This window comes from Vibrio neptunius, assembly GCF_000967495.1.
GTDB lineage: Bacteria > Pseudomonadota > Gammaproteobacteria > Enterobacterales > Vibrionaceae > Vibrio > Vibrio neptunius.
Genome location: NZ_JXXU01000027.1, coordinates 83,632 through 106,682, shown reverse-complemented (window position 1 = coordinate 106,682; position 23,051 = coordinate 83,632). Strand labels below are relative to the sequence as shown.

Genomic DNA, 23,051 nt, shown 5'->3' with positions numbered 1-23,051 from the left:
CACATTTCAGGACGAGACAATGTAAACATTTAGGGTTGACGTCAATGCGTCAACCCTTTTTTACATCGATTGGACACCACTATCGAATCGACTAAATGTCTACTTTTTGAAAGAATAGCGTAATTTTGCCTACCTCAATGCCGAACTTTCGTATGCTCGTGATATTGAATACATGCTTCTCGTCTTGTCTGAACAACCAATCATCAAACGCGACCGTTATTGTAGAACCGTCGACGACAAGCTCAAAGTCATAGACCCAGTGCAATGCGTTACCCTCTTCTTTGCCTCGTGCGACACCTAAGATGTCTCCAGCTTCTCCCGCGTAGGTATTATCGCTGAGTCTTTTGATCTTCCAAATCCTTTGGTCGAGCTCGCCATCATCGAACTCAAAGTCTTCGACAAGAGTTAGGGTATCACCATCGATACTGCCGACAATATCAACTTTAAAACGACGTTGCTGCTTGTTGGTATAATCCTGAACCATTCCCCAAGCTGTCACCTCTCCTTCAAAATACTCAAACAGATTGAAGGCAGGTGTACTGCCTTTGTATTCCGATATATCCGTAGAGCACCCGGTTAATAGCGTTAATAAGCCAACAACAATCAGCGTTTTAATCTTTCGCATTTTATCTCGCTCCAATGAGGTCTTGTCTTAACTTGGGGTACTGTGTTTGTGGGGATAGCCATATCGCTAGAAATGCGTCGTTCAGAAGTGGATCATTGATTGAACCAATCAACCGGTTTTGGTCATTTTGTGACGAAAAAAAGAATCGCCCAGTGTCACCATCAGAGACATAAGTCAGCTGTTGACCATCTTTAACGTCGGGGAATATCCTCTCGATCTGAGTCACCCAAGGGCCCGTATCAGAGTACCCTAACTTGTCCCATTGCTCTCTCGTCGCATCAACCAACTGTTTCTGGCTGATGTCTCGTTGATATTTAATAGATAAAGCAAGTGGGTGTGGTGAGATATCTTTGCCGAGAATATACTCACCAGACGGTGTGAAGAGCTGAGATTGGTAAACGTCGAAAAAGAGAAAAGTGAGCTGTGCGCTCCCGACTTTACGCCATTCCTGCCATTTATCGTCGCTAGCCATGGTGGCTTTTGCGCCTGTGCTGAACAACAAGACGCTAACGATCACCCCTACCAGCGTAGTCCATTTGATCCGATGCATTTCCATAAACCTTTATAATGGCTGCCACAATGAGCAGCCACTCCACCATTAATACAATCAACGTGGTTGTCGTTGGTAAAGGGAAATAGACCGCGCCAAGTTTTTCTCCCGCCAAATAGCTCAACGCCCCACCAACGCCTCCTACTATAGATACGAGTATTGTGGGAAATCGGCTCACTATCGGAGCGAGAAAATAGGCGTACCAAACAAATATAAACCAAAGTGCCATCAGCCAAATTGGGAAATCACTATCGGTGAAACGAAATACACCCAGCGTCATGTTGGCATAATCGACCATGACACCCAATACAGCCAATAAAAACACTCGTTCAAGCTTTATTGGTGCAACCAACTGGCTGTATACATAGGTACCGACGACCAGACCGACAGCGACCCACTGCAACTTCTCTTGGCCTAGTACAGCAACTACCCAAACAACTTGGAACCAGAGGGAATAACAAATCAGCTTTTTTGTCGTCATCATCACGCCTTTTGAAAGGTCATATGAACAGTGCTTATGCTCTTGGCACGAAATCCACCTTCACAGTAACAGAAATAATATTTCCACATACGCATAAAGGTGTCATCAAAACCTAGCTTCCTGACATTGCTTTCTGATGACACAAATCGTGTGTGCCACTCTTTCAATGTCTGCGCATAGTCCAAGCCAATATCGTATAGGTTGCGCAAAACTAAATCGCTATGCGATGTTGTTGCTTGGGTCAAAGCCGTAATCGAAGGTAGGAAACCACCTGGAAAAATATACTTCTGTATGAAGTCGACATTGTTACTGTAATAGTCGTATCTCTGATCGGCGATAGTAATGGCTTGTATGGCCATCAAGCCTTTTGGCCTTAAAAGAGACTGACACTTTTTAATGTACGAGCCTAAGTATTCTTTACCAACCGCTTCGATCATTTCAATGGACACCAACTTGTCGTAGTGCCCTTTTAATTTTCTGTAATCCTGCTTTAGCAAAGTTATTTTGTGATCAAGTCCCTTATCGGTTATCTTCTGCTTAGCGTACTGATACTGCTGTTCTGAGATCGTCGTGGTGGTTACGTGGCACCCATACTTTTCTGCCATATATATGGCCATGCCACCCCAACCTGTCCCTATCTCAATCACTTGGTCGTCAGAGGACAATTCAAGCTGCTGGCACAATCTTTCCATTTTGTTGCGCTGAGCCTGCTCCAAACTGTCTGATTCCGCATTAAAGATTGCAGCGGAGTACAACATCTCTTTATCAAGAAAAGTTTCGTAGAGTTCATTGCTCAAGTCATAGTGGGCACTAATATTCTTAGCGGCATTCTTCTCAGTGTTGCGGTTGAACCAGTGCCCAAGCTGGTATGATATTCGAGAGATAATACTACTTTGGCCTTCAATAGAATCGAGGGTTGCTAAATTCACGGCCATCAGTTCCATCAGCACCGTCAAATCTGGGCTGTCCCACCAGCCGTCCATGTAGGCTTCGCCTGCTGCAATACTCCCGCCTTTGAGCAGCCTAGCGTAAAAGTCTGGATTTTTGACCTCAATTGCCGCCTGCAAGCGTGATGCTCCTGTGTCACCAAACGTCACCCTATTTTCTGAAATGGGGAAAGATTCAATGACCGTTAGTGAACCCGATTTGATTTTCTTGAGGAGTGACATTGCCACGCTACGCGCTGTTTTTTGTGTCGTGCTTAGTGACGTTGAGTAATCTATCGTTTGGGAGTTAATCATGACTTATGCTCCTTGCCCTGCTCTCTCGATTTATAGTTTTTAGAAGGTATTTCTGGTTGTTTTTTATTATTAGGATGGGAGTAAAATGGAGCACCCTTACACCAGAGCTTAAAAGCCTGCCAGTAAATTCCAATCAACATTTTTACTGCCATTAGCGGCGTTTTAATCAAGTGTTTGAGAAGCACTCTCGACGTCAAAGCCTGCTTACCCATGCTAAGCGTGGCATCAAATTCCTTTTGATCCCGATGGCACTCTAGGTGAATCGAAAGCTTTCTCCCTAATGGCTTCAATCGCCAAACATAGTCTTGGTCTATAGGGTTAAACGGTGACACATGAAACGCTTTGCCGTGTCGCCACAATGTTTGGTCAAAAGCAGGAATCGCATAGTAGTGTCTTTGATTCCAAGGGGTATTACTCACTTCAGCCAACAAGTAACGCCATTCTCCTTCCTTGTTATAAACATAGTAGAAGTTTACCGGACTGAAATAGATACCAAGATAACGGAGATGGATGACGGCTTTGACGCTCCCCTCGACAGTCTCTCCCGTTAGCTCTTTAATCTTGTCAAATACCGCGTGTTTTAAATCTCCTTCCCCTAAATAATCAGAGCGTTTAAACCTCGCCCAATGCCACCACTTTCGTCCAAAGCCCCAAACAGATTTCTCCACAGCATGGACCTTATCCAAGTCGATACATGGCATAAAGATAGGGTAGCTTAACTGATGCTCTACTGGGCTAAAGCGCCGATGTCTTACATCACCCACAAATAAAGAGCCGCCATGCTCTGCGCTCATTATGCTGCTCCTCGTTGGCGATCAACGTTTTTCAGAAGTTTCAACTCACTGACGATATCTAGAGCGCTTCGAACTCCGTCTTCATGAAAACCGTTGTACCAGTAGGCACCGCAGAACCACACCTTGTCCTGCCCATTGATTTCCTTACGTCTATGCTGGGCCAGCATAGATTGCTCGCTAAACACAGGATGGTGATAGGTGAATGTTTTGAGCACTTTACTTGAGTCAATAAGATGACCGCTATTTAAAGAAACACAGAATGTCACAGGCGCTTGTATATGTTGTAGAATATTCATGTTGTAAGTCAGGGTTGGTGGGCGTTCACTTTCACCATGCTTGCCATCTAACCAATAATTCCAAGACGCCCAAGCCGACTTTCTTTTAGGCAGTAAACTTTCATCAGTATGCAGTGTCACTTCATTCGCTTGATATTCCAGCTGACCTAAAATTTCACTCTCAAGGTCACTGGCATCACTAAGCAGGGCAAGCGCTTGGTCGCTATGACAAGCAAAAATCACTTGGTCAAAGCGCTCAGTCCGATCGCCAAGATCAATTCGCACGCCCATTTGCTCCCTGCAAACCGATTTTACAGGTGTAGAAAGGTGAATGCGGTCAGCATACTCCTGAGTGAGTGGCTCGACATAGGCATTTGAACCGCCTTTTATCACGTACCACTGAGGCCTGTTCAACACATCGAGTAGTCCATGATTCAGAAAGAAACGTGCAAAGAATTGCAGCGGAAAAGCGCGCATATCGGCAAGTGTGGAAGACCAGATTGCAGCACCCATTGGTAAGATATAGTTGTTGCAAAAATAGTCGCTGAATTTCTCTTCCGATAAAAAGTCGCCGAGCGTTTTCTCACACTCACTGGATTGTTCGACTAAACCTTTAACCTGTTTATTGAAACGCAGTATCTCGAAAATAAAGGCATAAAACTTGGGATTGAACCAATTTCTTTTTTGTGCGAAAAGCGTCGACACTGTGTGTCCATTGTACTCCAATCTACACCCATCGTTTCGTACACTGAAGCTCATCTGTGTAGGTAAGCCCTCCACACCCACCTCATCCATCATGGCAATAAAGTTGGGATACGTTCTATCGTTGTACACAATAAAACCGGTGTCGACCGCATAGTTCTCGCCTTCAACTTCCACATTGACCGTCGCAGTGTGTCCACCGATGTAATCATTGGTTTCGAATAGAGTGACATCATGTTGTTTATTCAGATGATAGGCACATGTCAACCCAGAGATACCTGTCCCGATTATGGCTATTTTCATTTTGGAATCCTCTTACTCTGAGATCAATTTCGCGGTTAAATACTTTTGCCAGCGGTAAGGCAAAGCACCAATCAGGCGCAGTAGCGTTGTGAACCTTCGTGGGAAATATATGTACGGTTTACGTTTAGCAAGCCCTTTACGTATCGCTTGTGACGCCTGTTGTGTCGTCACAAGCATTGGCATTGGAAACGTGTTTTTATCGGTCAAAGGCGTTTTGACGAAGCCAGGGTATATCACTGACACACAAATCTCTTTTTTAACTAAATCAAGCTGGAGCGCTCTACCTAAATAGCTGACAGCGGCTTTAGATGCGCCATAAGCTTCAGCCCTTGGTAGGGCCAATTCGCTCGCAATAGAACCGACCAGAGCCACAATATGTCCAGGCTGAAAATGGTGCTGGCTTGCTTCTATCGCGTTAGCAAGCCCAACTACATTGATGTCGAATACACGCTTTATCAATTGTGCGTCAATGACACCATCATCAATGTACTCACAATCTCCAGCATTAAAAATCCAAACATCAGGGGTAATGACTAGGTTTTCTAACGCCTTTTTCGTGGCCGATAAATCGGTTAGATCAAATTGAAGCGAGGTAATATTAGTAGAGGTGGAAACAAGCGCTTCTAACGCTTGTGGGTTCCTTCCGCAAGCAACGACTTCATGTCCCGCATTTGCATAATCTTCTGCCAGTTGCTTACCGATGCCGGACGTGGCTCCGGTGATTAACACACAAGTCATTGCCCTAGCCTCTGTTTGATGGTCTTGATCACTGAACCTAGCAGTGGAAGGTTTTCATAAAGCATTTCACCGAGGTCGAAGTAATCTCTGTGATAGATAACCCTTCCATCTTTGAATTTGAGGTGGCTGACACCGTTGACGACCACGGTTTTACCTTTTTGCAGTTTGGGATGCTCCAGCGACATAGACCACGTTAGAAATCCACTGTCACCAGACTGCTGTTGCTCTTTTATGTCAAAGTCGCAGCGCCTGACGTTAGTGTAAAGACTGTCAAAATAGCTTTGTAACGCTTGCCAGCCTTGGAGACGATGCGCTGAATCTTCGAAGACAACATCTTTATGGTATACACCATTTAATAAGTGCAAATTGTCTTTGCTAAGTTGCTGATATATTTGACCAACTGATTCGACGTTCATATCCTCTCCAGATAATTATACAAAATAAAATAATGTACAACTCTAACGCAAGCTTAGGGTAATTTGTTGGGGTTGTACAAACATTAATTTTGTAAAAGTTTAGTTTGCAGCTTTGTACGGCGGTTAAATAATAAGGGATCAAAAAAGGCTTGATATAAAATCAAGCCTTTTCGTTAAATCATAAACTTATGAGTTTCGCAGCGCTGCGATGCGCTTATCTAATGGAGGGTGACTCATCAATAATTCTGTTACTGAACGCTTACCATTGATACCAAATGCCATCATTGAACCTTCTAGCTGAGATTCATGACTCACTTTTAAACGCTCCAAAGCAGCAATCATTTTGTGCTTACCGACCAACTGCGCTGCACCTGCATCAGCATGAAACTCACGATGGCGGCTATACCACATAGTAAGGAAGCTCGCTAGGAAGCCAAACACGAGTTCAAGAACAATGGATACACCAAAGTAAACCATCATGTTGCTGCCACCTTCTTCATCATCGTTAGATGAAACAATATTTGCAATAAAGCGTGATAGGAAAATCACAAAGGTATTCACCACACCTTGCATTAGCGTCATGGTGACCATGTCACCATTGGCAATATGACTTACTTCGTGAGCAAGTACAGCTTCAGCTTCATCACGAGTCATATTTTGCAAAAGACCAGTTGAAACTGCCACCAAAGAATCATTACGCTTAGCTCCTGTTGCAAACGCGTTGATATCAGGGGAATCATAGATGGCGACGGTTGGCATACCGATGCCCACTTGCTCAGACTGTCGGCGAACCGTTTCAAGTAACCAATGCTCTGTTTCATTACGCGGGCTTTCAATCACCATCCCCCCGACAGAGCGCAGCGCCATACCTTTTGACATCATTAATGAGATGAATGAACCACCAAAACCAAATACAGCGGCCATAATAAGTAGCCCAGACAAGCTACCAGGTTGCATGCCTGTGACCGCATATACAATATTTAAAACAACACTCAGAACCAGAATAACGGCCAAGTTAGTGGCCAAAAATAACATCACTCGCTTCATTACTTTTCTCCGAAACAGGAAGCTTAATTATCTGCCGTTGTAATACGAATATCACACTGAGGCTTTATGTCTAACTTATAGATATAGTCTATTCCTTTTAAACACAAGGGATAGACGTAAATTGAAACATTTGTTGTCTCAACGGAAAAAATTGTTAAAACACTCGACAATCATTCACATAAAAAATGATTCAATTTCAATATATTAATCAATAGCACCAGTATTAGACTTTAGTCTTATTGTACCTAGACGACAGCGTGCTAGATTGTACTCAGAATACAATACCCATGTGTGAAAAGGACAAAATCATGGTTGAAACTAACAACTATCAAATGGCTATTGACCTACTATGCTGCCACCTTGGTATTTCAGAGGAAGAAGCAAAGCAGCAACTTGGTATATCTTCAGAGCAACAAGCGCAACAACGCATCTCGGATACCCAGCAAGCATTGATGGGCTTGCACCAAGACAAGTAATCGTCAAAATTTAGATAAAGTAAAGGCTGCCATTGGCAGCCTTTCTATTTTGGTCAGATAAACACTACTCTTCGCCAACAAGAGTAGAAACATCAATATATCTGGCTAAGTCTTTTTGTTTGACACCTGGCACGTAAGGGATTTCCCCCAATTTGGGAGCGCCAATCTTCTGTTCCAACATTTGTATAATGTCAGCATAGTGTTCAGTACCAGGGTTAATTCGATTCGCAACCCAGCCTACCAAGGATAAACCGTCTGCTTTAATCGCATCCACTGTTAGCATCGCATGGCTAAGACATCCTAACTTGATGCCTACCACTAGTATGACAGGCAAACTTTCTTGCTGCACCCAGCTTGAAAGACAATCAGATTCTGACACTGGTACGCGCCATCCTCCTGCTCCTTCAACCAAAACCACATCCGCTTTCTGTTTATGACCTGCTAATTTTTCACTCAACACTGAATATTGAATGTCAATGCCGTCATGCTGAGCAGCAATATGCGGTGAAGCGGGCAAAGCCAAAGCGTATGGATTGACCTCATCATAAGCGACGTCAACGGTCGATGCTTTTTGCAAATACAAAGCATCCGAGTTGCGATAGCCTTGTTGCGTTTTTTCGCAACCGGCCGCAACAGGCTTATAGCCAATCGTTTTTAAGTCCTTTTGCGCTAAAGCGTTAAGAATTGCCTTTGAAGCGACTGTTTTACCAACATCGGTATCCGTACCAGCAATAAAAAATGCATCAATCATAGATGTATAACCCCTAAACAAACCTGATAAGTGGCAGGCAGAAGACCTTGATGGTTTTTGAACTGTCGATACGCTCGCTCGACTTTAAGTAGTGCACTACGGTGGGTTAGACCATCAGAACGACCATTAACATGGTTAGCGCCAATGCCCTTTAAGTCACGCATTAAGGCGAACGCAGTATCATACCAAACTATCATGGTAGGCAAGTCTAGATGATTGCGGTGATTGCCAGATTGCGCTAACGCAATTTTTACCTGATTGCTGCTGATAAAATCGTTGACGTGTTGATATGCATCCACTTCACCCCAAGCACTCTTTAACTCTTTCAGCGATCCGTCTAATAGGGTGGAAAAGTACGCTTTGCCGTGAGGCTTTAATACCCTACGTATTTCGCGTAAAGGGCGTGACAAATCATCACACCACTGCAATGCCAAGCTAGAAAACACATAATCGATTGAGCGGTCATCGAATGGTAAGAACTCAGCATCACCTTGGCGGTAAGCCATTCTCTCAAAGCCACACCGTTGTTGCGCTTTGTCCAACATTGACGGTGACAAATCACAACAAATGACCATAGCTCCTCGATTGCGGAGTTTCTCTGAAAAATACCCAGTGCCACAACCCAGATCGAGCACGGTTTTACCCCCCAGATCTTGGGGGAGTTTTGCTAATAAACGTTCTCCAACTTCTCTTTGAAAAGCAGCGTGATTATCGTAGGTGCATGCCGCTTTACCAAACGCTTCAGCGATGGCGGATTTGTCTTGCTGCCAACTATCATGCATCAAGGTCGCTTGTTCCATTAACATTCCTTTTCTATTGCACTCTCTAGGATGTTCGCCAATTTTCGTACGTGTTGCACAGAGTGATTTACAGAGAGCGTCACTCTTAGCCTTGCTGAGTTTTTGGCGACCGTTGGTGGCCTGATCGCAGTCAGCCAACAACCCGATTGCCTTACTGATTCGGCAACGTTAAGCGCAGGCTGACTGTCACCGATTAGCAGGGGTTTTATTGGTGTGGGTGTCTCTACGTAACCTTTAAACGAAGAAAAACACCGCTGGTACTCTTGTTGCAGTTCTTGAAGCTTCTCTCGTCGCCAATCTTGCTTTCGTGTCATATCAATCGCGTGTATTAATGCAAACGCTTGGGAAGGAGGAATTGCCGTCGAATAAACATGGTGACGAGCAAACTGGGTTAAATAGTCCCCGATTTCTTTGCTGCACATAATCGCGGCCCCTGAAACTCCTAACGCTTTACCAAAAGTCACAACAAGCAGATCTGAGCGGATTCCCGCCTTTTCACAGCTGCCTCTGCCTTGATCGCCCAACACACCGATACCATGGGCGTCATCAACCACTAACCATGACAAGCCTTGTGTCACTTTGTGTATGTCCTTTAGAGGCGCCAGATCACCATCCATACTGAATACGCCTTCGGTAACGACTAAAGCACTTCGCTGCATAAGCTCTTGCAAATGCGCAGAATCATTGTGTCGAAAACGTTTCATTGTCGCACAAGAGAGCATACCGGCTTCCATCAGCGAGGCATGATTCAGCTTGTCTTGAATCAGAAGGTCATCTTTGTCTAGCAGGCTAAAGAGCAATGCCTGGTTCGCTGAGAACCCCGAACTGAACAATATTGCACGTTCATAACCTAACCAGTCACAGAGAGAAGCTTCTAATTCTAGATGGGCTTTTGAGTATCCTGTAACAAGTGGAGAGGCACCGCTTCCACTGCCATATAAATCCAAACCACGCTGCCAAGCTGCCACTAGGCTTTTCTCGGCAGCTAAGCCCAAGTAGTCGTTGTTGGAAAAGTTCACATAGGGTTTGCCTTCAAACAGTAACTCAGCACTATTACCCGATTCAATAATACGAAGGCGGCGTTCCAATCCCTGCTGCTTCCTGAGATTCAGGGATTGGCGAACACGGTCGTTAAACACTGGCATCGTAGAAAAGATCATCCTTCTCTGGACGAGCAGCGATACGCTCAACGACACGATCAAGCAGATCATTTTCTTCAATCTCATCTGGCCGCTGAGAGACTTCTTGGCTGTTGATACCCAGCTTGGTAAATAACTGCATATCTTTGTCTTCCGAAGGGTTGGGCGTTGTCAACAGTTTACATCCATAGAACACCGAGTTGGCTCCAGCCATAAAGCACAGAGCCTGCATCTGTTCATTCATATTTTCGCGCCCCGCTGACAAGCGCACTGCTGATTTTGGCATCAAAATACGCGCAACAGCGATAAGACGAATAAAATCAAATGGCTCAACATCTTCAACCTCTTCAAGTGGTGTTCCTTTAACTTTGACCAACATGTTGATAGGGACGCTTTCGGGATGAGTAGGTAAGTTGGCTAACTCTACCAACAGTCCAGCACGATCGTTGGCACTTTCTCCCATACCTATGATCCCACCAGAGCAGATTTTCATACCGGCGTCACGCACGTGAGACAAGGTATCTAAACGATCTTGGTAGGTACGTGTCGTGATAATACTGCCGTAAAACTCAGGAGAGGTATCAAGATTATGGTTGTAATAATCCAAACCCGCATCTGCTAATTCCGTCGCTTGCTCCGGCGTGAGCATACCGAGAGTCATACAGGTCTCAAGACCCATACCTTTTACCCCCTGGATCATTTCGGTCAAATACGGCATGTCACGAGCCTTAGGGTTTTTCCAAGCCGCCCCCATACAAAAACGGGTCGAACCCGCATTTTTGGCTTTTTGTGCAGCATCTAGCACTCGCTCCACTTCCATCAAGCGTTCTTTTTCGATATCGGTTTGATAGCGAGCACTCTGCGGACAGTACTTACAATCTTCAGGACATGCACCTGTTTTAATGGAAAGTAACGTACTGACCTGTACGTAGTTGTGTTGTTGATGCTGGCGATGGACTAGCTGCGCTTCAAAAAGAAGATCCATAAACGGCTTTGCCATTAGCTCGCGTACTTCAGACACGGTCCAGTTATGACGTACTTCCACTTGTATTCCTTACTATTATTGTTAGTTTCTAGACTTGGCTAGTCTACCGACGCGAGGTAAACTGTCAACACAATTAAAATTCAAATGTTTACATGTGATTAATAATGAATCAACTCAATGTTAAACAAACATCGATGGATCTCGAGTTTGACCGTCGCCATATATGGCACCCCTATACTTCGACACTAACACCTCTGACCTGCTACCCCGTGGCCTCAGCCAATGGGGTCTATTTACAGCTCGAAGATGGTAGAGCACTCGTTGATGGCATGTCTTCTTGGTGGTCAGCTATTCACGGCTACAATCATCCTGCTCTCAACGAAGCGGCTCACCAACAAATAGGAAAAATGTCACACGTGATGTTTGGCGGCATCACTCACGAGCCTGCGATTAACCTGTGCAAAAAACTCCTATCACTGACTCCCAGTAGTCTTGAACATGTATTTTTGGCCGATTCAGGCTCCGTGGCCGTCGAAGTGAGCCTCAAAATGGCCCTTCAGTATTGGCATGCAAAAGGAAAAACACGTCCTAAGTTTTTGACCCTTAGAGACGGCTATCATGGTGATACCTTCGCCGCAATGTCAGTGACAGACCCAGATAACTCAATGCATTCGATTTATAAGGGCTTCCTTCCGGAGCACATCTTTGCCGACTCGCCGCGAACTGGCTTTCATCAGGAGTGGGATGAATCCGATCTGGATGATTTCACCGCTAAACTGGAAGCTCATCACAACGAAATCGCCGCCGTGATCCTTGAGCCCATTGTTCAAGGCGCCGGTGGGATGCGCATTTACCATCCCTACTTTCTAAAAGGCGTACGCCAGTTATGCGATAAGTATGGTGTGCTATTAATACTTGATGAGATCGCTACAGGGTTTGGGCGAACAGGTAAAATGTTCGCCTGTGAACATTCGCAAATCGAGCCCGATATTCTATGTGTTGGCAAAGCGCTGACAGGAGGATACATGACATTGTCAGCCACTCTCGCCTCAAAACACGTCGCCGACACTGTGTGTGGCGGTGAAGCGGGCTGCTTTATGCACGGACCAACTTTTATGGGTAACCCGCTCGCCTGCGCTGTGGCGGCAGCAAACTTAGAATTACTTGAAACGGGTCATTGGGAGCATCAAACACAGCAAATCGAATCGGCCTTTGGTGAGTTGCTGCCGAGGTTAAAACAATATGACTTAGTCGCTGATGTGAGATGGCTAGGCGCCATTGGCGTCGTTGAGGCAACACGGCCTGTGAATATGGAAAAAATCCAACAACAATTTGTTGAACAAGGGGTGTGGATCCGTCCCTTTGGCAAGCTTATCTATATGATGCCACCATTGATCAGCCAGCCTAAACACATCGAAACACTCGTGAATGCGATTGAGAGTACGTTACTAGAGCCTGACTGCTTTGATTGAATACTGAATATTAAAAAGGCTTCCAAATGGAAGCCTTTTTAATTCAAATTAGTCTTGATCGATCATCCAGCGCTTGAAGTTCTTGCGATCTTCATCGCTTGCGCGCAGATACCAGAGTTTTAGTTGTAAGGTATTTTCTGACTCAGTAACACCTGCAATCGTGGTAGTTTTTCTTTCGCCCGAAGCAAGAGGTTGGCTTTGCTCTAATTTGGCTAACTCTTCTTTTAGCTCAACGACTTTTCCAGAATCGAACACCAGTCCACGCTCTTTATTGTACGTATCCACTAACGCCGGAATATTTGAGTATGGGAAAGTGCCTTCAGCAGGTGGCAGCATTTCTTGGGTATCAGCGATGGTTTTACCATCAATCGTAAACTTAAAAATTGGTTGGCGATTATTAACCTTTCTTTCAATGGCACTGTACTTATTTGACACCAACTCTACTTTCAACATATCAGCACTCTCCAAGTCCAAAGTCACAATATATGGGCGTGAAGAATAATATTCTCGCTTGTGGCCATCTTTCAGTTTGCCACTAAATTCAAAGACAAACTGGTTGTCACCTTTGACCAGCTCGTAGTTTTCGTCTTTGACTGTTTTGCCATTCAGTACTTCTGCTGAAATACCACTGCCTAAATCCAAATCAAGCGCCATGGAAGGTAGAGAAATAGCAGTCGCCAGTACAGCCAGAAATAGAGGTTTTGTTTTGTTCACGTGGTATTTCCTTTTTAAATAACAAAAAGCCAACGCTTACGCGTTGGCTTTAGACTATTCTAAATGACTAGCAATTAGAATGTGTAGTATGCACCAAGAGTGAATGTGTCACCGTCTTGGTTAGCGCCTGCTGCGAAGTCATCAGAAGTATCTGCAGCTTCGTATTCACCAAAGATAGTAACGTTGTCTAGTAGAGCGTAGTCGACACCAACAACTAGGTTTGTCATGTCGCCTTTTGCGTCAACATTACCTGAACCAGCAACTTGTTTCTCATCTAGGTCCATTACGTCGTATGTAGTGTATAGACGAGTTTTGTTGATTGTGTAAGATGCAGCTACACCGTAAGCTGTACCGTCGAAGTAATCTGTAGTGTCATCGAATAGACCCCAAGAGTTAACACCTTCGAACTCAGCGACAGTTGCTGCAAAGTAGAAGCCGCTTACTTCAGCAGAAGCAGAGATACCGCCTACAGAGTAATCGATGTTTTCAGCTTGCTCGCCTGATAGGTAAGAAGCACCTACAGAGAACATGTCGTTGATAGCCCAATCTAGAGACACACCGTAAGTGTTGTCGATTTTATCGTTAATCTCAGTGTTTAGGTCTGCAACGAATACTAGGCCTTCAGTAAGCTCAGATTTGAAAACAATACCGTTACCGTCTGACTCAGCGCGGTGACCACCTGCAGAACCGAAGAAGTTACCTTCGTTAGTGATATCACCTTTTTCGATTGCGTCTAGAGACTCAGCTAGGTCGCCAACTTCACCAACTGCGATACCCCAAGTGTCAGTTTTAACACCGATGTATAGGTCGTCGAAGTACGCTTTAGAGTCAGCGTCTGCGTTCTTGTATACTTTGTTTTCAATTTCGAAAGAAGTGAAGCTAGTTAGAGTGTCGCTAACTTTGTGCTCAGCATCTACAACGATTTTACCGTAAACTGATACGTTTGGATCAGTTTCAGTTGTAGTAGTACCGTTGTTGATGTCAGTCGTAGTTACGAACGCATCTACTTCACCCTTTAGAGATACTTTAGAAGCATCTGTAGAGTAAATTTCAGCTGCATTTACGTTTGCTGCTGCCGCTAGAACTGAAAGAGCTACTAGAGTCTTTTTCATAATAATCCACTGCCTTTTCTATAGAAATAGGGAAATCCTTATCCGGTTCCCTTTATGTTTTTTGATGACAACTCTGAACTCTTACTGGTCAGATGTTGTCGCCACTAAATTTCGGGGTCTAGATTGCAAAAGAATCTCTTCACTGTCAAATGGTATAAATAAAACAAATAAAAAAACATTAAACCCAACAATTACAATAACTTAACCATATGCAAAACAGATTTTAGAACAAGTTGTAATCAAACTAACTAAATTATCATTAAAAAGAAAAAAACACTTTAGCGATATAATAAGCTAAAAACAGTTAATCAAGAGTTAACAGGCAGAGTTTTTATCTACACAAAAAACACTTATGAAGAGATATATTTTTAGATCAAAAAATATGAGCTAAGTTTATGAAGGTTCAGTTTTTTTTTGTGAACGAGATCTAGATTTTATATGAAAAGCTATCATTTCGTGAACTACTTACCGTTTTAAAAAATGTGATAACATCGCTTTCCCAAACTGAAGGCATCCGTATGACAACCAGTAAAATCCAGCAAATCATTCGTACCAGTTATCAAAATTTACAATCTCAGCTGGATAATTTCGTACCTCGTCGAGCTCAGAACTATCTCGTTGCAGAAATTACTAAAACTTTATGTGGTGAATATCACAAATCCACACGCATGATTGTCGCAGAAGCTGGAACAGGCATAGGAAAGTCACTCTCTTATCTTATGGCAGCGATCCCGGTAGCGTTGCTCAACAATCGTAAGGTGGTCATTTCAACCGCCACGGTGGCGTTACAAGAACAATTGATCAACAAAGACCTCCCTCTATATAGAAGATTGGTTGAGCGAGAGTTTTCTTTCATACTGGCTAAAGGAAGGCAACGTTATTGTTGCGCGGAGAAGCTCGCCTCGGCTTGTGGCGCGGATGGCGGGCAAATGGCGATGTTCGACAGCAAACCAAAGCGCAAAGACATCGAGCAACTCGAGCTGATGTACAACAGGCTGGCACAGAATAAATGGGATGGTGATCGAGACTCTTGGCCTAAACCCATCCCAGATGACATATGGCAGTCAATCGTCAGTGACAAACATAGCTGTAACAACAGTATGCCTGCTCATCGCGATTGTCCGTTCCAAAAAGCACGTTCAGAGTTAGACAAAACCGATGTCATTATTGCCAACCATAGCTTAGTGATGGCTGACGCCGACCTCGGCGGCGGCGTTATTCTTCCAGAACCCGAAAATACGATTTACGTATTTGATGAAGCCCATCACCTACCCCATGTGGCGCGAGATCACTCCTCGGCAGCCGCGAGTTTGAAAGGTGCCGCCAGTTGGCTTGAGCGTTTAAATCAGTCTGTAACCAAATTTGCTAACCTTGCAGATGAAAAGCGCGTCGGCCGCTTTCGCAACGATCTGCAAGATGCCGTTCAGCAGTTGATTCCCTCACTGACTCAACTTGCCAGCCGCTTTGATGCGGATCAGTTCGAAGATGGCTGTTATCGATTCGAAAATGGCGATTTGCCGACTTGGCTCGAGGAAGAGTCCAAACAGCTAAAAATCGTCACACAAAAAAGTGCACAAGCCGTCGCCAAAATTGCCGACCTGATCGCAGAGCGAGTCAAAGAAGGCGAACTGGCTAATCGACTAGCGGAACCAGCTCTGGCAGAACTGGGCTTCTACATACAGAGAATGGATAACCTGGCTCAGGTCTGGAATCTCATGGCAGAACCTGCGCGAGAAAAAGGTGCCCCCCTCGCAAGATGGTTAGAAGTGGCTCCGGAACGTGAAGGAGACTTCGTTGTCAATGTCTCCCCATTAGAAGTGGGTTGGCAATTGGATCAACAGCTATGGAGTCGATGCATTGGTGCTGTCCTTGTGTCAGCCACCATGAGAGCACTAAACTCCTTTAGTTTCTTCTGTCGACAAGCCGGTATCAGTGAAAAGCCCGAAGATGGTGTAAAATTCCTCGCACTGGCTTCCCCGTTTGACTACCAGAATCAAGCTGAGCTTCGTGTGCCTAAAATGAGTTACGAACCTCAAGCTCCTCAGTTCACGGAACACTTGGTCGATCGTTTACCAGAACTCATCGTTGAGAACAAAGCTAACCTAGTCTTATTTTCATCGTACTGGCAAATGAATCAGGTCACGGATGCCTTATCGTCATATTTTATAAAAAAAGGTTGGGAACTACAGGTACAAGGTAAGGAGTCTCGCTCCGAAATCCTAAAAAAACATAAAACCTTGGTTCAATGTCAGAAAACCAGCATTCTATTCGGCACGGGTAGCTTTTCCGAAGGGCTTGACCTCCCCGGAGAGTTGTTGGAAAACCTGATCATCACCAAAATACCTTTTGCAGTGCCGACGTCTCCAGTTGAGCAAGCCCATGCAGAATACATCGAAAGTAAAGGTGGTAATCCTTTTATGCAGATTACTGTACCTGAAGCGAGCAAAAAAATGATTCAATCCGTCGGGCGACTGCTGCGTAAAGAGCGCGATTCTGGTACAGTCATCATCCTTGACCGCCGTATTGTCACAAAGCGATATGGAAAGGCACTACTCGACTCATTACCGCCATTTAAACGTATCATCGAATAACTAGAATTAAGACACTGTATGGAATTTTTTGAACCGTCAATGTTGGTGGTGTTAGCCTTGGTTGCCTTTGTTGCAGGCTTTATCGACGCTGTCGCCGGTGGAGGTGGTATGCTCACAGTGCCCGCTCTACTCTCATTGGGCTTGCCCCCTCATATCGCCTTGGGGACCAACAAGCTCGCCGCCACTTTTGCTTCTTCAACAGCCGCGGTGACCTATTACAAAAAACGCCTATTCAAACCTCACTGTTGGGGACGGGCCTTTATCGCAACATTAGTCGGGGCCACGCTCGGTACACTGGTGGTTGATCTTATTAGTACCGAGTGGCTGGAAAAAATTCTGCCCATCATCATACTACTGGCGGCGATTTATACCATCTGGCATAAAACACCACACTCAAATAGCAACGAAATGCCACAACCTTGCCCTAAATTCAATAAGAAGCAATACATCCAAGGCTTCAGCATAGGTTTTTATGATGGGGTGGCAGGACCAGGGACAGGCGCGTTTTGGACCGTCAGTTCGATGGCCTTATATCGACTCAATATCTTGTTAGCATCTGGCTTATCGAAGGCGATGAACTTTACCAGTAATTTTACGTCGCTGGTCACCTTTGCCATCTTAGGTCACATTGATTGGGTGCTAGGGCTCACCATGGGTATATGCCTCATGGCTGGTGCCTTTGTTGGGGCCCATTCCGCCATTCGATTTGGCGCCAAGTTTATTCGCCCTGTCTTTGTTACGGTAGTCAGTATATTGGCCGTTAAACTTGCCTATGAAGCTTGGTTTGTCAACTTATGAATCCATTTAGCCAGCTATCGCCACTTTTAGAACAGTTAGAGCAAGATGCCGCCCAACTCGACGCCAATGGAGGTGAACACCATGACGATCGATTTGATAAAAAGCTATTTCGCTGCCAGTCCAAGCTATTGACCCCATGTGTGCATGAAGCACATGAGACGCTCGACAAGATCCTTTACGAACAGTCAACCGGAACATTAACGCCACAACAGGCCGAATTTCTCACTGATCGCCTGCTTTGCCAAGTCAGTGCTATTAAACGAGAGCTCGCGACTCAATCTCTGAGAGCAAACGAGCCGATCAGAAAATCGTTCAGCCAACAAAGCCTCAATGCTCTGTATCAAAGCCTTGCTCAACACCAAGAGTGGGAACAGCGTCTGAAAGCACTGGTTCAAGAGAAAGAATCGCAACACAAATGCGCCCCCCCCAAAGACAAGTCCTTCGCAGCCCAGACATTGCAATCGGCTCGTCGGCGTTTACAGAGATGCCAGCAGGCTAAAATCAAAATCGAAAAACAGATCACCTATAAAGAACGGAATCAGTAATATGTCATCGAACTCAACCGGTCTGGAGAGTGCTCCAGATGAAATTAAACTCGCCGTTGATCTGATTTATCTGATCGAAAGTAACGAGATCGATCCTCACGTTGCTCTCGCAGCAATAAAAATAGTCGAGTCTGATTTGAAGCAAAAAGTGGAGTCTAACTCGTGAGCTATTCATTGCGTTTCGACATGGCTGAGTTTCTGGCTCAATACTGGCACAAAAAACCCACGGTCATTAAAGCTGGTTTTAGTGATTTTGTTGATCCAATTTCTCCAGACGAGTTAGCCGGGCTTGCGATGGAAGAAGAGGTCGATTCACGCTACATTGCTAACGCCGACGGTCAGTGGTCAGCGCAACACGGCCCTTTTGACGATTCTCTGTTTGAAAACCTGCCAGAATCCCACTGGCAATTGGTCGTTCAAGCCTGCAACCATTGGCACCTTGGCGCCGCACAACTCATAGAGCCTTTTAAACAACTACCGAATTGGCTATTTGATGATCTCATGGTGTGCTTTTCAGCACCTCAAGGCGGCGTCGGCCCCCACATCGACCAATATGATGTATTCATCATTCAAGGCAGCGGGCAACGTCGCTGGCGCGTTGGCGCTCTCGATAAAGGACAATATAAAGAATCGATTCAGGCTGGTGCTTTACGTCAGATTGAAGGGTTTGATGCGATCATAGATCAAGTCCTAGAACCCGGCGACATTCTCTATATCCCACCAGGGTTCCCTCATGAAGGGGATACGCTAGAACCAAGCATGAGCTACTCGATGGGCTTTCGTTCACCAAAAGAACAAGAGCTGCTGAGCAACTTCGCTGACTATATACTCGCCAACGAAAAAGGCGATGTGCACCTGCACAACCCAGAGATGAAACCTCAGCATCAGTACGGTGAGATCCTCAGCACAGACTTAGACAAACTAACGTCGATGCTAAGATCGGCTCTGCAATCAGAGTCCGACATCCGTGAATTCATGGGGAGCATGCTCAGCCAATCTCGCCACCAGCTCGATATCGTTGAACCTGAAGCACCGCTCAACACCCAGGAAATCTATAACCACCTCGAATCGCTAGGCAGTGTGCGTAAAGTCTCGGGCCTACGTGCTCTGTACCATCAAAATCAACCTGCTCACGTGTACATAAACGGCGAAGCCTATTCCGTTGAGTCACCGCATCTTGCCGATCTGTTATGCAATCAAGAGTCAATCGAGTTGCAACACATCGACGGCCAGTTATCTGACCCACAACTGCAGCTTCTAACGACACTGGTTAATCTCGGATACTGGTATCTAGATTAGTCAGCAAAAGGGCCTCATTAAGAGGCCCTTTACGTTACACTTTAAATTGACTGACCAGTTGTTGCTGCCTTTGTGAAAGCGTACCGATTTGGGTGCTGACCGTTTCAGACTCTTCTGCTTGCGATAAGATTTGAGCACTCAGATCACGGATGTTACTGACACTCTGGTTGACTTCTCCTGAGACCGATTGCTGTTCTTCCGCGGCCTTCACTATTTGTGAATTCATATCATTAATAGAGGCAATCGCATCAAAGACCTGGTTCAGTTGTGAGACCGCTCTTTCCACTTGCTGCGCAGAATCGTTGGCAAGGTTATTGCCATCCTGAATAGCATTCACCACATCTTGCGTGCCTTGCTGAACATTCTCAATCACCTGACGAATCTCACCAACCGAAGACTGTGTGCGACTGGCTAGACCGCGAACCTCATCGGCGACGACAGCGAAACCACGCCCTTGTTCACCCGCTCGCGCCGCTTCAATCGCTGCGTTTAACGCCAGTAGATTCGTTTGTTCTGAAATGCCTTCAATGACCGTCAGGATCTCAGTGATATTGGCGTTGTTTCTCGCCAATTCTTCCACCACCGGGACCGCCGCCGTCATTCTCTCAACCAAACGAACCATCTCGGTTTGAGATTGCTCAATCACCTTCTTACCTGAGTCTGCCGCATGGTTAGCTTTTTCCGCTTCACTTACCGCAATTTCTGCGTTCTGAACCACAAGGCCTGCTGTTTGTGTCATCTCTTCAGAAGCCGTGGCAACCAAATCCACCTCTTTGAACTGAGCATCACTACTGGAACGGGTTTGTTGCGCGGCAACGTGGGATTGCTCAGTCGTGGTGCCAATTTGCAACGTCGTTTCGACAACGTCACTAATAATCGACTGTAGCTTATCTAAAAACTGGTTAAACCCGATCGCTAGATGACCAATCTCATCTTGAGATTTAACCTCCAAACGCTGCGTTAAATCCCCCTCACCAGAAGCAATGTCATCCAATCTTGCCACCACTTCACGGATCGGCTTAACCAAACGAGATGCCAGCAAAGCAATCGTCGCTAGCCCTAGAATGACCAATACCACACCGGCAAACAATTCTGTTTTTACGCTAGACTCCACTTGATGACTGATCGTCTGATCAAGCATTTCAGCATCGGCTAACACACTGCTTCTTGGCATATCGAACAGGACACCCCAAGTCTGATTGGCCACCATAATAGGCGCAAATACGCTCAACCACTGCCCATCAGTGCTCCACTGGGTTTGAACCTCTTGGCCGAAAAGAAGATCCGTCAGCTGATCACCCGACAAGGTACTGCTACTGAACGACTGCCCAATGGCAGCAGAAGGATCTTCACTGGCGATCAACGAGCCATCTAAGCTGATAATATTGACATGGCCGTTACCATTGAAGAGCTGATTGTTCGACTCGGCGACAATATTGGCCATCGCATCCAAGCGTAAATCAATACCAAAAAAACCAATCACAGTATCATCGATCATGACAGGAACCGATATCGACGTTGCGAGTACTTGCCCACCATCCTGATTGATCAAACGGGGTGTACTCACACAGGAGCCACCGCTCGACAGTGGACAGAAAAAACGCTCGCTATTTTGAGTCGCGTCTAGGTCAGCTTGGCTCAATACATTAGACACCACGTTCTCGCCATTTTGAGCAGTAACCCAATAAGGGGCAAACTGCCCTCTTTCGTTTGAGCCGACATACTCCGCATCGACATAGTTGCTGTCTTCGCCATCTAACATGTTTGGTCTAAACACCAGATAAGCGCCATGAATCGAATCAAAACTCAGTACCGACCTGCGTACCATCTCATCTAAAGCGGTACGTAACTCCTCACTGTCACCAAAATTTTCTTCCGTATTGGTTTTCAGAAACAGCGCATTAGAGGCCAACATTTCTGCTCGATACAAGGCCTCATTGAGATACTCAGCGACCTCAGTGGCATTGAGCTGAGCTCGTGTTTCAAGCAGTTGCTCAGACTTATTGATCACAGACTCAGCACTTTGTGCCTTAATCTGTTGTTGGTTAGTCACTGCGTTGTAGACAGAAAATCCGATCAGGGATAAAGAAGTGATAAGCAGGCAACAACCTGCAAGAAGGGTTATTTTCCATTGAACGGAAAGGGTTCGCATAGTACATCCTTATGAGCAAACTCATTCATATCGCATCAAAAACGAAGGCTAAATTCTACATTTCGAGACCAATTACAACATATTGCAATCATTTATCAATCGAAAGTTTACAAATATGTTAATGCCAATACACCAAGTGTTAACTTTAGGTAGTGACTCAAGAAAGTGGTAATATCTGGGGAAATTTCAATTGGTTGAATTATTTCAATAACAAGGAATAAAAATGAAAGTGATCAGCTTTAACATCAATGGTCTTCGCGCACGCTTGCATCAATTGCAAGCGGTCATCGACAAACACCAACCTGATGTGATCGGCCTTCAAGAAATCAAAGTGCACGATGAAGCCTTCCCGGTCGAAGACGTTGAAGCGATGGGCTACAAAGTCTACTTCCATGGTCAAAAAGCACACTACGGTGTCGCCATGCTATGTAAGAAAGCACCGCTTTCTGTTCAGAAAGGCTTTCCAACCGACAACGAAGATCATCAAAAACGTATGATCATGGCGACGTTTGAAGACGACAACGGCGAGAAAGTCACCGTGCTTAACGGCTACTTTCCTCAGGGCGACAACATCAGCCACGAGACCAAGTACCCATACAAGCGCCAGTTCTACCAAGACTTGATGACTTACCTAAATGATCATCATAACAATGACGAGCAGCTTATCGTGATGGGCGATATCAACATCAGCCCAATAGATGCTGATATCGGTATCGGCGAACCCAACCGCAAACGTTGGTTAAAAACAGGCAAATGCTCTTTCCAACCAGAAGAGCGCCAATGGTTGCAAACATTAATCGACTGGGGATTTGTCGATACTTTCCGCCAGCTTCACCCGCAGGTTGAGGATCGTTTCTCGTGGTTTGACTATCGCTCACGCGGTTTTGATGACAACCGTGGGCTACGTATCGACGTAGTACTGGCGACACCAAAGCTTGCTGAGAAATGTATCGAATCAGACATCGACTACGAACTGCGCGGTATCGAAAAGCCGTCGGACCACGCCCCGATTTGGGCGACGTTTAAATAACCAAAACACAACAAG

At 45.3% G+C, this 23,051-nt stretch carries 24 protein-coding genes; 8 read left to right on the top strand and 16 right to left on the bottom strand.

Features of this window, described 5'->3' with window-relative positions; translation table 11 throughout:
* Positions 1–91: 91 nt before the first annotated feature.
* The 9 genes from TW84_RS10410 to htpX all read right to left on the bottom strand — a co-directional run bounded on the left by TW84_RS10410 (position 92) and on the right by htpX (position 7,172).
* Positions 92–625 carry a DUF3833 domain-containing protein gene (locus tag TW84_RS10410; RefSeq protein WP_045975572.1) on the bottom strand — a complete coding sequence of 178 codons (534 nt, stop codon included), beginning with the start codon at positions 623–625 and terminating at the stop codon, positions 92–94.
* Position 626: 1 nt separating this feature from the next.
* Positions 627–1,175 carry a chalcone isomerase family protein gene (locus TW84_RS10405; protein ID WP_045975593.1) on the bottom strand — a complete coding sequence of 183 codons (549 nt, stop codon included), beginning with the start codon at positions 1,173–1,175 and terminating at the stop codon, positions 627–629.
* Entirely contained in the window at positions 1,132–1,656 is a 525-nt protein-coding gene (locus TW84_RS10400) for a DUF2878 domain-containing protein (protein ID WP_045975571.1), read from the bottom strand. The genes TW84_RS10405 and TW84_RS10400 overlap by 44 nt, the downstream gene beginning before the upstream one ends.
* 2 nt (positions 1,657–1,658) lie before the next feature.
* Complete coding sequence (locus TW84_RS10395) at positions 1,659–2,897, bottom strand: SAM-dependent methyltransferase (protein ID WP_045975570.1); 1,239 nt, start codon at positions 2,895–2,897, stop codon at positions 1,659–1,661.
* On the bottom strand, positions 2,894–3,691 hold the full coding sequence (locus TW84_RS10390) for a DUF1365 domain-containing protein (RefSeq protein ID WP_045975569.1): 798 nt from the start codon (positions 3,689–3,691) through the stop codon (positions 2,894–2,896). The genes TW84_RS10395 and TW84_RS10390 overlap by 4 nt, the downstream gene beginning before the upstream one ends.
* Positions 3,691–4,971, bottom strand: coding sequence for an NAD(P)/FAD-dependent oxidoreductase (locus TW84_RS10385; protein ID WP_045975568.1), 1,281 nt, complete (start codon positions 4,969–4,971; stop codon positions 3,691–3,693). Before TW84_RS10385 ends, TW84_RS10390 begins: the two co-directional genes overlap by 1 nt.
* Before the next feature lie 12 nt (positions 4,972–4,983).
* Entirely contained in the window at positions 4,984–5,709 is a 726-nt protein-coding gene (locus tag TW84_RS10380; protein WP_045975567.1) for an SDR family NAD(P)-dependent oxidoreductase, read from the bottom strand.
* Positions 5,706–6,125, bottom strand: coding sequence for a nuclear transport factor 2 family protein (locus TW84_RS10375; RefSeq protein WP_045975566.1), 420 nt, complete (start codon positions 6,123–6,125; stop codon positions 5,706–5,708). Before TW84_RS10375 ends, TW84_RS10380 begins: the two co-directional genes overlap by 4 nt.
* Before the next feature lie 186 nt (positions 6,126–6,311).
* Positions 6,312–7,172: a protease HtpX gene (htpX, locus tag TW84_RS10370; RefSeq protein WP_045975565.1), complete on the bottom strand. Its 861-nt coding sequence runs from the start codon at positions 7,170–7,172 to the stop codon at positions 6,312–6,314.
* A 308-nt stretch (positions 7,173–7,480) separates the two neighbouring features.
* Here htpX and TW84_RS24860 point away from each other — a divergent pair, with 308 nt between their 5' ends.
* Positions 7,481–7,648 (top strand): hypothetical protein, encoded by a 168-nt coding sequence (locus TW84_RS24860; RefSeq protein ID WP_167336328.1) that lies wholly within the window; start codon positions 7,481–7,483, stop codon positions 7,646–7,648.
* A 64-nt stretch (positions 7,649–7,712) separates the two neighbouring features.
* Here the strand turns inward: TW84_RS24860 and bioD are convergent, their stop codons facing one another.
* From bioD to bioB, 4 genes are read right to left on the bottom strand one after another with little or no spacing between them, the layout of a single operon-like run.
* Entirely contained in the window at positions 7,713–8,399 is a 687-nt protein-coding gene (gene bioD / locus TW84_RS10365) for a dethiobiotin synthase (protein ID WP_045975564.1), read from the bottom strand.
* Entirely contained in the window at positions 8,396–9,199 is an 804-nt protein-coding gene (gene bioC, locus TW84_RS10360) for a malonyl-ACP O-methyltransferase BioC (protein WP_045975563.1), read from the bottom strand. The genes bioD and bioC overlap by 4 nt, the downstream gene beginning before the upstream one ends.
* Positions 9,199–10,344, bottom strand: coding sequence for an 8-amino-7-oxononanoate synthase (gene bioF / locus TW84_RS10355; protein WP_045975562.1), 1,146 nt, complete (start codon positions 10,342–10,344; stop codon positions 9,199–9,201). Before bioF ends, bioC begins: the two co-directional genes overlap by 1 nt.
* A complete protein-coding gene (bioB, locus tag TW84_RS10350; RefSeq protein WP_045975561.1) occupies positions 10,331–11,383 on the bottom strand; it encodes a biotin synthase BioB in 1,053 nt (350 codons plus the stop codon). The genes bioF and bioB overlap by 14 nt, the downstream gene beginning before the upstream one ends.
* A gap of 134 nt (positions 11,384–11,517) precedes the next feature.
* Between bioB and bioA the strand changes: the two genes are divergently transcribed.
* Positions 11,518–12,795, top strand: coding sequence for an adenosylmethionine--8-amino-7-oxononanoate transaminase (gene bioA, locus TW84_RS10345; RefSeq protein WP_045975592.1), 1,278 nt, complete (start codon positions 11,518–11,520; stop codon positions 12,793–12,795).
* Positions 12,796–12,843: 48 nt separating this feature from the next.
* Here bioA and TW84_RS10340 read toward each other — a convergent pair whose 3' ends face one another.
* Positions 12,844–13,509 (bottom strand): DUF2057 family protein, encoded by a 666-nt coding sequence (locus TW84_RS10340; protein ID WP_052707913.1) that lies wholly within the window; start codon positions 13,507–13,509, stop codon positions 12,844–12,846.
* Positions 13,510–13,583: 74 nt separating this feature from the next.
* Positions 13,584–14,621 carry a porin gene (locus TW84_RS10335; RefSeq protein ID WP_045975560.1) on the bottom strand — a complete coding sequence of 346 codons (1,038 nt, stop codon included), beginning with the start codon at positions 14,619–14,621 and terminating at the stop codon, positions 13,584–13,586.
* 518 nt (positions 14,622–15,139) lie between these two features.
* Between TW84_RS10335 and dinG the strand changes: the two genes are divergently transcribed.
* The 5 genes from dinG to TW84_RS10310 are packed head-to-tail and all read left to right on the top strand — an operon-like array spanning position 15,140 to position 19,854.
* Positions 15,140–17,212 (top strand): ATP-dependent DNA helicase DinG, encoded by a 2,073-nt coding sequence (gene dinG / locus TW84_RS10330; RefSeq protein ID WP_045975559.1) that lies wholly within the window; start codon positions 15,140–15,142, stop codon positions 17,210–17,212.
* Between the two features lie 18 nt (positions 17,213–17,230).
* On the top strand, positions 17,231–18,010 hold the full coding sequence (locus TW84_RS10325) for a sulfite exporter TauE/SafE family protein (protein WP_045975558.1): 780 nt from the start codon (positions 17,231–17,233) through the stop codon (positions 18,008–18,010).
* Positions 18,007–18,555, top strand: a complete 549-nt coding sequence (locus TW84_RS10320; protein ID WP_045975557.1) for a primosomal replication protein — start codon at positions 18,007–18,009, stop codon at positions 18,553–18,555. Before TW84_RS10325 ends, TW84_RS10320 begins: the two co-directional genes overlap by 4 nt.
* Position 18,556: 1 nt before the next feature.
* Positions 18,557–18,721: a pleiotropic regulatory protein RsmS gene (gene rsmS, locus TW84_RS10315; RefSeq protein ID WP_045975556.1), complete on the top strand. Its 165-nt coding sequence runs from the start codon at positions 18,557–18,559 to the stop codon at positions 18,719–18,721.
* Positions 18,722–18,741: 20 nt separating this feature from the next.
* Entirely contained in the window at positions 18,742–19,854 is a 1,113-nt protein-coding gene (locus tag TW84_RS10310; protein ID WP_045975590.1) for a ribosomal protein uL16 3-hydroxylase, read from the top strand.
* Between the two features lie 34 nt (positions 19,855–19,888).
* On the opposite strand, the gene TW84_RS10305 is transcribed toward TW84_RS10310, so the two are convergent.
* Positions 19,889–22,006, bottom strand: a complete 2,118-nt coding sequence (locus tag TW84_RS10305) for a methyl-accepting chemotaxis protein (RefSeq protein ID WP_045975555.1) — start codon at positions 22,004–22,006, stop codon at positions 19,889–19,891.
* 223 nt (positions 22,007–22,229) lie between these two features.
* Between TW84_RS10305 and xthA the strand changes: the two genes are divergently transcribed.
* Positions 22,230–23,036, top strand: a complete 807-nt coding sequence (gene xthA / locus TW84_RS10300; protein WP_045975554.1) for an exodeoxyribonuclease III — start codon at positions 22,230–22,232, stop codon at positions 23,034–23,036.
* Positions 23,037–23,051: the final 15 nt, after the last annotated feature.

Excerpts from the sequence above, each read along its gene's own strand:
- xthA (WP_045975554.1), top strand. The coding sequence starts at position 22,230 with ATGAAAGTGATCAGCTTTAACATCAATGGTCTTCGCGCACGCTTGCAT.
- TW84_RS10320 (WP_045975557.1), top strand. The coding sequence starts at position 18,007 with ATGAATCCATTTAGCCAGCTATCGCCACTTTTAGAACAGTTAGAGCAA.
- bioA (WP_045975592.1), top strand. The coding sequence starts at position 11,518 with ATGGATCTCGAGTTTGACCGTCGCCATATATGGCACCCCTATACTTCG.
- rsmS (WP_045975556.1), top strand. The coding sequence starts at position 18,557 with ATGTCATCGAACTCAACCGGTCTGGAGAGTGCTCCAGATGAAATTAAA.
- TW84_RS10390 (WP_045975569.1), bottom strand. The coding sequence starts at position 3,691 with ATGAGCGCAGAGCATGGCGGCTCTTTATTTGTGGGTGATGTAAGACAT.
- TW84_RS10395 (WP_045975570.1), bottom strand. The coding sequence starts at position 2,897 with ATGATTAACTCCCAAACGATAGATTACTCAACGTCACTAAGCACGACA.
- htpX (WP_045975565.1), bottom strand. The coding sequence starts at position 7,172 with ATGAAGCGAGTGATGTTATTTTTGGCCACTAACTTGGCCGTTATTCTG.
- bioC (WP_045975563.1), bottom strand. The coding sequence starts at position 9,199 with ATGGAACAAGCGACCTTGATGCATGATAGTTGGCAGCAAGACAAATCC.
- TW84_RS24860 (WP_167336328.1), top strand. The coding sequence starts at position 7,481 with ATGGTTGAAACTAACAACTATCAAATGGCTATTGACCTACTATGCTGC.
- bioD (WP_045975564.1), bottom strand. The coding sequence starts at position 8,399 with ATGATTGATGCATTTTTTATTGCTGGTACGGATACCGATGTTGGTAAA.
- TW84_RS10310 (WP_045975590.1), top strand. The coding sequence starts at position 18,742 with ATGGCTGAGTTTCTGGCTCAATACTGGCACAAAAAACCCACGGTCATT.
- TW84_RS10410 (WP_045975572.1), bottom strand. The coding sequence starts at position 625 with ATGCGAAAGATTAAAACGCTGATTGTTGTTGGCTTATTAACGCTATTA.
- TW84_RS10400 (WP_045975571.1), bottom strand. The coding sequence starts at position 1,656 with ATGACGACAAAAAAGCTGATTTGTTATTCCCTCTGGTTCCAAGTTGTT.
- TW84_RS10375 (WP_045975566.1), bottom strand. The coding sequence starts at position 6,125 with ATGAACGTCGAATCAGTTGGTCAAATATATCAGCAACTTAGCAAAGAC.
- bioF (WP_045975562.1), bottom strand. The coding sequence starts at position 10,344 with ATGCCAGTGTTTAACGACCGTGTTCGCCAATCCCTGAATCTCAGGAAG.
- TW84_RS10380 (WP_045975567.1), bottom strand. The coding sequence starts at position 5,709 with ATGACTTGTGTGTTAATCACCGGAGCCACGTCCGGCATCGGTAAGCAA.
- TW84_RS10385 (WP_045975568.1), bottom strand. The coding sequence starts at position 4,971 with ATGAAAATAGCCATAATCGGGACAGGTATCTCTGGGTTGACATGTGCC.
- TW84_RS10305 (WP_045975555.1), bottom strand. The coding sequence starts at position 22,006 with ATGCGAACCCTTTCCGTTCAATGGAAAATAACCCTTCTTGCAGGTTGT.
- TW84_RS10335 (WP_045975560.1), bottom strand. The coding sequence starts at position 14,621 with ATGAAAAAGACTCTAGTAGCTCTTTCAGTTCTAGCGGCAGCAGCAAAC.
- TW84_RS10405 (WP_045975593.1), bottom strand. The coding sequence starts at position 1,175 with ATGCATCGGATCAAATGGACTACGCTGGTAGGGGTGATCGTTAGCGTC.
- TW84_RS10325 (WP_045975558.1), top strand. The coding sequence starts at position 17,231 with ATGGAATTTTTTGAACCGTCAATGTTGGTGGTGTTAGCCTTGGTTGCC.
- dinG (WP_045975559.1), top strand. The coding sequence starts at position 15,140 with ATGACAACCAGTAAAATCCAGCAAATCATTCGTACCAGTTATCAAAAT.